Annotated in this window: 5 protein-coding genes; 1 reads left to right on the top strand and 4 read right to left on the bottom strand. The window is 74.9% G+C overall.

Features of this window, described 5'->3' with window-relative positions:
* The 3 genes from ACFCXS_RS18110 to ACFCXS_RS18100 all read right to left on the bottom strand — a co-directional run.
* The coding region (locus ACFCXS_RS18110) for a polyprenyl synthetase family protein (protein WP_376644627.1) at window positions 1-990 on the bottom strand (990 nt) is incomplete at its 3' end.
* 248 nt (window positions 991-1,238) lie between these two features.
* Entirely contained in the window at window positions 1,239-2,294 is a 1,056-nt protein-coding gene (locus ACFCXS_RS18105; RefSeq protein ID WP_376644327.1) for a tetratricopeptide repeat protein, read from the bottom strand.
* 172 nt (window positions 2,295-2,466) lie between these two features.
* Entirely contained in the window at window positions 2,467-3,144 is a 678-nt protein-coding gene (locus tag ACFCXS_RS18100) for an AIM24 family protein (RefSeq protein WP_376644326.1), read from the bottom strand.
* A gap of 230 nt (window positions 3,145-3,374) precedes the next feature.
* Here ACFCXS_RS18100 and ACFCXS_RS18095 point away from each other — a divergent pair, with 230 nt between their 5' ends.
* A complete protein-coding gene (locus ACFCXS_RS18095) occupies window positions 3,375-4,625 on the top strand; it encodes an SGNH/GDSL hydrolase family protein (RefSeq protein WP_376644325.1) in 1,251 nt (416 codons plus the stop codon).
* A 216-nt stretch (window positions 4,626-4,841) separates the two neighbouring features.
* Here ACFCXS_RS18095 and ACFCXS_RS18090 read toward each other — a convergent pair whose 3' ends face one another.
* Window positions 4,842-7,766, bottom strand: a complete 2,925-nt coding sequence (locus ACFCXS_RS18090; RefSeq protein ID WP_376644324.1) for an AAA family ATPase — start codon at window positions 7,764-7,766, stop codon at window positions 4,842-4,844.
* Window positions 7,767-7,786 lie beyond the last annotated feature (20 nt).

The following is a 7,786-nucleotide window of genomic DNA, read 5'->3' as shown; positions in this document are numbered from 1 at the left end:
CCCCTCGCCGCGCTCCCCCTCGGCCCCCCGGGGCTCGCCGCCGCCCGGCCGGGGCCCCCCCGGCCGGCCCCCCGCCCCCCCCCCCCCACGGCCGCCCGCCTCCTCGATGAGGGCGGCCGCCGTGTCGGTCGCCGCACCCGAATCCAGGAGTGCGGCGATCCGGCCGCCCATCGGGGAGCCGAGCGCCACCAGCACCGGGAACGTCTTCTTCCGCTCGCGCAGATCACCGTGGACCGGTTTACCGGTGACGCCGGGGTCTCCCCAGATGCCCAGCACGTCGTCGACGATCTGGAACGCGACCCCCAGGTGCCGGCCCGCCCGGTCGAGCGCGGCGGCCGTCTCGGGGCCGGCGCCGCCGAGCACGGCACCGAGCGCGGCCGCGCAGCCCAGCAGCGCGCCCGTCTTCTGCTCCGCCATCGCCCGGTACTCGTCGGGCCGCACCCGCTCCGGGCCGGTCCACGGGCGGTCGGCGAACAGCAGGTCGTCCGCCTGCCCACGCACCAGGTCACCCAGTGCCACGGACAGCGTGCGCACGCCCGCGGCACCACCGGGCTGCGCGGCCAGCGTCTCGACGGCCAGGGCGAACAGGGCGTCGCCCGCCAGCACCGCGGGCCCCGTGCCGTAGGCCCTCCACACGGTCGGGCGGCGTCGCCGGTCCGCGTCGCCGTCCATGATGTCGTCGTGCAGCAGGGAGAAGGTGTGCACCAGTTCCACCGCGACGGCCGCGGCCACGCCGGCCTCTCCCCGCGCACCGGCCGCCTCCGCGCCGAGCACCGCGAGCGCCTGCCGCACGCCCTTGCCGCCGGAGGCCGCGGCCGGAGCACCCCCGACCTCGCACCAGCCGAAGGAGTACGCGGCCATCTCGCCCACCCAGGGGTGCAGCCGCCCCACGGCCTCCTCCAGGGCGGGCCGGACGAGGGCGCGGCAGCGGCCCAGCACCGCGGGGACGTCACGGGCGCCGACCGCGCGAACGTGCGCCTCGCCCCGCAGCGCCGTCCGCGCCGCGGCGGTCGCCTCGGCCGCCGTGCCCGGCCGTGACGGCCGGGCGGCGACCGGTGCCGGCGCGTCCTCGAGCGCAGACTGTCCGGCTTCCCGGGACGGCAGGGCGTGGGTGGCCGGGGGCCTCCTGCCGTGGTGCGCGGTTTGTCCGGTTTCCCTGGACGGCGACCCCTGCGTGGCCGGTGCCGGTGCCGTCGTGGCGTTCCTCCGGGCTGTCTTCACCGTCGTCGGCAGCGCCGTCACAGGGTCGCCCCCGTCGTCCGCCCGGCCGACGGTATGCCGAGTTCCTCGTGGGCCCTGGCCACCATCCGGCGGGCGTGCTGCAGCCCGATGCGCTCCAGCAGGCCCGCGAGGTCGGCCAGTTCGGCCGCCGTCTCGTCACGGTCGCGGCCCAGGCGGGCCAGGGACTTGGCGAGTCCCAGCCGCGAGAGCGCCTCCCCGCGCGGCTCGCTCATCTCGCGGAACTCCTTGAGCGCCTGCTCGTACAGCACGCGCGCCTGCTCGTAACGCCCCGCCCGGTACAGGACGTTGCCGCGCATCTTGTGGTTGTAGGCGAGCGCGCTGGACAGCCGCATCGCACGGCACGTCGTCTCCGCCTCGCTCAGCAGCTGAAGGGCCCGCTCGGTGTCCTGGTCGCGTACCGACACCACGTCGGCCAGTCCGCGCAGCGCCCAGGCGTGGCCGCGGCGGTCGTCGGCACGAGCGGCGATCTCGGCGGCCTCCTCGAACAGCGCGTACGCCGAGTCGTAGCGGCCGGTGTTGCGGTGCATCTGCGCGATGCCCTCCAGCGCCCACACCGTGTGCCGCGCTTCCCCGCGCCGCCGGGCCTCGGCGAGCAACTGCTCGTGCAGTCTGCCGACGGACTCGTAGTCGCCCTGGATGCGGCCGGTCTCGGCCAGGCCGGCCAGCGAGTATCCGCGCACGACGATGTCCCCGCCGCGTTCGCCGAGGTCGGCAGCCAGCTGGAGCAGTCTGCGGGCCAGCCGGAGCGCGCCGCGCTGCCGGGCCAGGGTGCCGCCGCTCCACAGTGCCCAGGCCATCGCCCCGACGTCCCCGGCCTCCCGGGCCGCGCGGTAGCTCGCCTTCCAGGCCCGGTCCGCGTCCTCGATCCGGCCCAGCCGGCGGTGCGCCTCGGCCACCGCGAGCCCGGAACGCGCCGCCTCCCCGGGCTGTCCGGCGCGCTCGGCCGCTCTCAACTGCTCGGTGCCGGCGGCCAGGACGTCGGTCAGGGAGGAGTTGACGGACAGAGTGGTGAGGGCGCCCTGGTACTCCGGTGCGAATGCCTTGCCGTACATCGATGCCTTTCGGTCCGTATGCGCCCCATGTATACATGCTGCGTATACATGGGGTGTATAGGGGTGTGGAAACCTGCCCCGGCCACAAGGGCCGGGGCAGCACCTGTTGCCGATCAAGACGTCGGCGCAGCGGACCGGGTTGCCTGTGAGGCGCAGATCACCTGATGGGTGTTCAGTGCTGGCCGGCTTTGTGCGGTGTCGCCTCGCTCGGCCGGACGACGACGAACCCCTCGCCCTGGAGCAGCAGTTGCACCGCCTCACCCGAGCCGCCGCGCAGCATCGACCCGATGGACTGCGAACGGTGCAGCGAGGTCTGCAGCCCCGCGGTCCAGCCGACGATCGCGTCGGTGTCGACGTACACCGGGTACTGCGGCGATACCGGGATGACGAGCGGGCTGCCCTCGCACACCAGGCCCAGCTTGCCGTGCCCGGTGAAGACGCTGTTGAACAGGCCGCCGCCGGTGATGCCGGCGCCCTTCACGGTGGCGATGCGGTACGACAACGTGGCGTCGAAACACAGGACGTTGCGGCCGTTGACCGTGAACTCGTCGCCCGGCTCGACATCGACGATGAAACAGTTCTGCGCCTCGTGCGCGAACCAGGCCTCACCCTGCCCGCGCACCGCCATCAACGGCAGCCCCTCGCCCGTGACGGCGCGCTTGAGCATGCCGCCCACGCCCTGGCCCCTGCGCTCGAACTGGAGATTGCCGCGGTAGGAGATCATCGCGCCCTGCCGGGCGAGCATTTCGCCGTTCACCGTGTACCGGATGCACTTGGCGTTCTCGACCGCCATGCCCGGCGCCGTGGCGGGCCGCACCATGTGCTCACTGGAAAAGAGGTCACCCTTCATACCGGCATCCTCGCCCGGAGCGTGTCCCTCCGCCAAGATCACGCGGGAGGCCGCTCCGTCCGGCCACGGCTCACACCGCTCCTCCGGCCGCGAGGGACGGCCCGCCCGCCGAGGAGCACGCCCGTGGAGGCCAGCCACCTGCACAGCACTTCCGACCGCACCACTACGGTGGGTACGCCCAGACGACCTCCACCCGCACACGCCCCGACCGGCCGAAGGAGCGCCGACGCATGTCCCGCACCGCACGCCCCCGCTGCCGAGCCGTCCTGGCCGCCCTTTCCTGCTGCGTCGCGCTGGGATGCGGGACCGGCACGGTGCCCCAGGGGGGCCGGCCCAGCCCGCCGCCCAGCGCCCCGAGGGCGGCCGGGCCCAGCGTGGTCACCTGGGCCTCCTCCGCCGGCCACGTGGGCGAGACGGCCGCCGGCCGCGGTTACCGGCTGATGGTGCGCACCAGCGTGGGTGGCAGCGGCCTCAGGGTGCGGCTGTCCAACGCCTTCGGCGACCAGCCGGTGACGTTCGCCAACGTCCACGCGGGCCTGCGACGGGGCGGCGCCGCACTCGTCCCCGGCAGCAACAGACGTCTGACCTTCGGCGGCCACCGCTCCGTCACCGTCCCCGCCGGCGGCATGGTCTACAGCGACCCGCTGCCCGGCCGCGTCCCGGCCGGGCGCACCCTCGCCGTCAGCATGTACGTGCCCCGCGCGGCCGGAGCCCTCACCGGACACTGGCTGGCGATGCAGACGTCCTACAAAACCGTCGGCGACCACGCCGCGGAGGAAAGCGCCGCCCACTGGAAGCAGCGGACCGGCTCCTGGTTCTATCTCGACGCGGTCGCCGTCCGGCCCCACGAGAAGACGGGCGCCGTGGCCGCCCTCGGCGACTCCATCACCGACGGCTGGCATTCCACGACCGACCGAAACCGCCGCTGGCCCGACTTCCTGGCCCGCCGCCTGCGCGAGTCCACCGGCACCCGGGTCGAGGGGGTGGCCAACGCGGGTATCGCCGCGAACAAGGTCCTCCTCGACGGCCCCGGGCAGAGCGCCCTGAACCGGGTGCAGCGCGACGCGCTCTCGCTGCCGGGCGTGCGCACGGTCTTCCTCTTCCAGGGCGTCAACGACATCAAGGCCGAACCCGGCGCCACCGGTGCCGGTCTGATCGCGGGCTACCGCAGGCTGATCGACCGGGCGCACGCGGCCGGGAAGTGCGTCGTCGGAGCCACCATCGCCCCCTACAAGGGCTGGCAGGAATGGGACCCCGCCGGGGAAGCGGTGCGGCGGCAGGTCAACGCCTTCATCCGCGACAGCGGCGAGTTCGACGCCGTCGCCGACTTCGATCGCGTCCTGCGCAGCCCCGACGACCCCGAGCGGATCCGCCCCGCCTTCGACGGCGGCGACCACCTGCACCCCGACGACCAGGGGATGCGGGCGATGGCCGATGCCGTCGACCTGGACAGCCTCGACTGCGGGGCCGGCCAGTTGTGACGTCCCGCGGCGCCGGAATGATCCGAACGGCAGGCCCCAGGGCCTGCCGGCAACCGGTGACGACACGGCAGCCGCACGTGCCCGGCCGGTCCGAAGAGCATGGACCCGGCCCCGCGCGAGGCCTCCGCCCCGCACGGCGCCACACTCCCCCTGGCCCGACAGGGGCCGGCCGGCGGGGCCTTGGCCGCAGGCCGCCTCGGCCGGCTGCCCCGGCGGTCAGCCGGAGGTCGTCGGCTCCGGCGTGATCAGGCCCTCGCGGTAGGCGATCGCCACGGCCTCGCCGCGGCTCGACGCGCCCACCTTGGCGAGGATGTTGGAGACGTGGACGCTCGCCGTCTTGCCGCTGATGAACAGCTCCTCGCCGATCTGCCGGTTGCTGCGGCCGAGGGCGAGCAGCCGCAGCACGTCCTGCTCGCGCGCGGTGAGGACGGCGGCCCGGTCGTCGCTCCCGGGCCTGTCCGACAGCCGGCCGCGACGGACCAGGTCGTCCACCTGTCCGCGCAGCGGCGTGGCTCCGAGGCCGTCCGCGATCTCCCGCACCGCCCGGGCCTCGGACGCCGCCTCCTCACGCCGCCCGGCCGCCACCAGGGCCTCGGCGTACCGCAGCCGGCACCGCGCCCGCTCGTAGACGTCGCCGTAGCCGAACGCCGTCACCACCCTCGCCCAGGCGGCCGCGTCCGGTCCCGACGTGGCCCTGATCCACTCGGCCTCGGCCCGGGCCAGCCACGCCTGCCCCTCCGGGCCCTGAGGCGGGCCGTCGTCCCGGACGGCCGTCGTCCGTGCCACTTCCACCAGTTCGGTCGCGGTGTCCGTCCAGCGGCGGGCCCCGGACTCGTCACCGGCCGACCGCAGCCCGGCCGCCGCGTCTGCCACCGCCGACAGCGCCAGCGCTGCCAGCCGCACCGTGACGTCCGGGCGGGTACCCGACTCGTCGATGAGGCCCGAGACCGTCGCCCGCATCCACCGCACCGCGTCCTCGGGATCCCCGCGCAGTGCCGCCGCGTCGGTGAGCACGATGCCCGCGACGAGGGTGGCCATCCAGTCGAACGGCCCCTCCAGCAGGGCACGCGCGCGGTCGGCGGCCGCGAAGTCACCGCGCGCGAGCATCACGTACAGCGCGGGACCGATGGTGTACCCGCCGGCGGCCGGCAGCACGTCGGCGTCGGCCGCCGCCGCGCGCACACACTCGTCCCAGCGGCCCAGCACGTTCAGCACCAGCAGCCGCAGGTATCGCATCTCCAGCGGATACGTCGACGACAGCAGCCCGGCACGCCGGGCCCGGTCCAGGCCCTCCGTGAGCCAGGGCACGCACTCCGTCAGGGCACCGGACTCGTAACAGCCCATGGCCAGGTTGAACAGCGCGCGCAGCTCCACGGGCGCGTTGCCCGAACTCCGGGCCAGCTCCCTGGCTTCGGCCAGCAGCCGCCGGCCCTCCGGGCCGCGCCGCCCCTGGCCGTCGAAAACGGCCAGGGAGATCAGCAGGTCCGCCTGGGCGTCGGTCACCCGCAGCCGCTTGGCCACCCCCAGCGCCCGGCGGGCGACCGTGAGCGCGGTCTCGTTCTCCCCGACGTGACGTGCCGCCAGGACATGGGTGGCGGCCGCCCACACCCACGTCGGGGACGGCGGCTCCTCCGGGATCATCGCCAGGGCCTCACTGCTGTAGGCGAACGCCGCCGTCAGGCTGTCCACGCTCAGCAGGTTCCCGGCGAGGGTGTAGCGGACCCGCGCGGCGAGTTCGGACTCGGCGTCCTGGCCGAGTCCGGCCAGCGCGGACCGGGCGAGGGACACCGCCCGGTGCAGTTCGCCGGCGTGCGCGGCCGCCGCCGACGCGCGCAGCATCAGCGTCACCCGTTCGACGCCCGGGGGCCGGGCCCCGGGACCGACCGCCGACCACAGGTCCAGGGCCGCTTCGAGATGCCGTTGCTCCTCGGCCGGCGCACCGACGCGCCGGGCGTGGTCGGCGGCCTCCAGCGACGCGGCCAGCGCCTCGGGCAGGTCGTGGCTCTCCCGGTAGTGGTGGGCGCGCTCGGCGGCCCCCTCGGCCCGCCCGCGCCCGGCGAGCAGCCGTGCGAACACCCCGTGCAGCCTCGCCCGCTCCCCGGGCAGCAGATCGGCGTACACGGCCTCACGGGCGAGCGCGTGCCGGAAGGAGTACGTGTCCGCATCGCCGGCCACGAGCAGCTGCCGGCCCACTGCCTCCCGCAGCGCCGACTCCAGCTCCGCCTCCGGCAGTCCGGCCGCCTCCCGGAGCAGGTCGTGCTCCACCCGGCGCCCGGCGACGGCAGCGGTCCGCAGCACCTGCTGCGCCGTCTCGGAGAGCTGCTCGAAACGGATCAGCAGCACATCGGCGAGTCCACTGGGCACACCGCCCGAGTCGGTGTCGGTGGCGGCGAGCAACTCCTCCGCGTAGAAGGCGTTCCCCTCGGCCCGCTCCACGATCCGCCGCACCGTGGCGTCCGGCAGCGGCCGCGGCTCCAGGGCCCGCACCAGCCGGTCCACGTCGTGATCGGCCAGCGGCCGCAGTTCCATCCGCTCGACGACGGGCAGTCGTACCAGCTCCGCCAGCAGCGGCCGCAGCGGATGCCGGCGGTGCAGGTCGTCGGCCCGGTACGAGGCGAACACCGCCAGCCGGCGCCGGAGCACGCCCCGGCCCAGCAGGAACCGCAGCAGGTCACGCGACGACTGATCCGCCCAGTGCAGGTCCTCCAGCACGAGCAGCAGCGGCGTGACCTCCGTGACCTCGGCCAGCAGCCCGGCCATCCCCTCGAACAGCCGCAGCCGCCCGTCCACGTCCCGCGCGGAGTCGGATCCTGCCCCCAGCAGCCGCTCGACCACGGGATGGGTGGCGAGAGAGCCGGCGAACCGCTCGTCGGCGGCCAGCACCCCGAGAATCTCGGTGAAGGGCAGATAGGGCAGCCCGACGTCGCCGAGATCCACGCAGTGCCCGGTGAGCACGGTCATGCCCGCCGCGGCAGCCTGCCTCCCGGCCTCGTCGAGCACCCGGGTCTTGCCGACCCCGGCGTCCCCGGCGATCAGCACGGCCCGGGCCTCACCGCCGCGTGCATGCTCCAGTACCGAGGAAAGGCGCGCGAGTTCGGCGTCCCGCCCGACGACGGGCGTGACCGATGAAGCCTGCTGCACAGAACCAACCTTCTTGCTTC

This window comes from Streptomyces sp. NPDC056373 (assembly GCF_042262425.1).
Taxonomy (GTDB): domain Bacteria; phylum Actinomycetota; class Actinomycetes; order Streptomycetales; family Streptomycetaceae; genus Streptomyces.
Note: the sequence above shows the minus strand (reverse complement) of the source record. Positions and strands in the feature narration are given on the sequence as shown.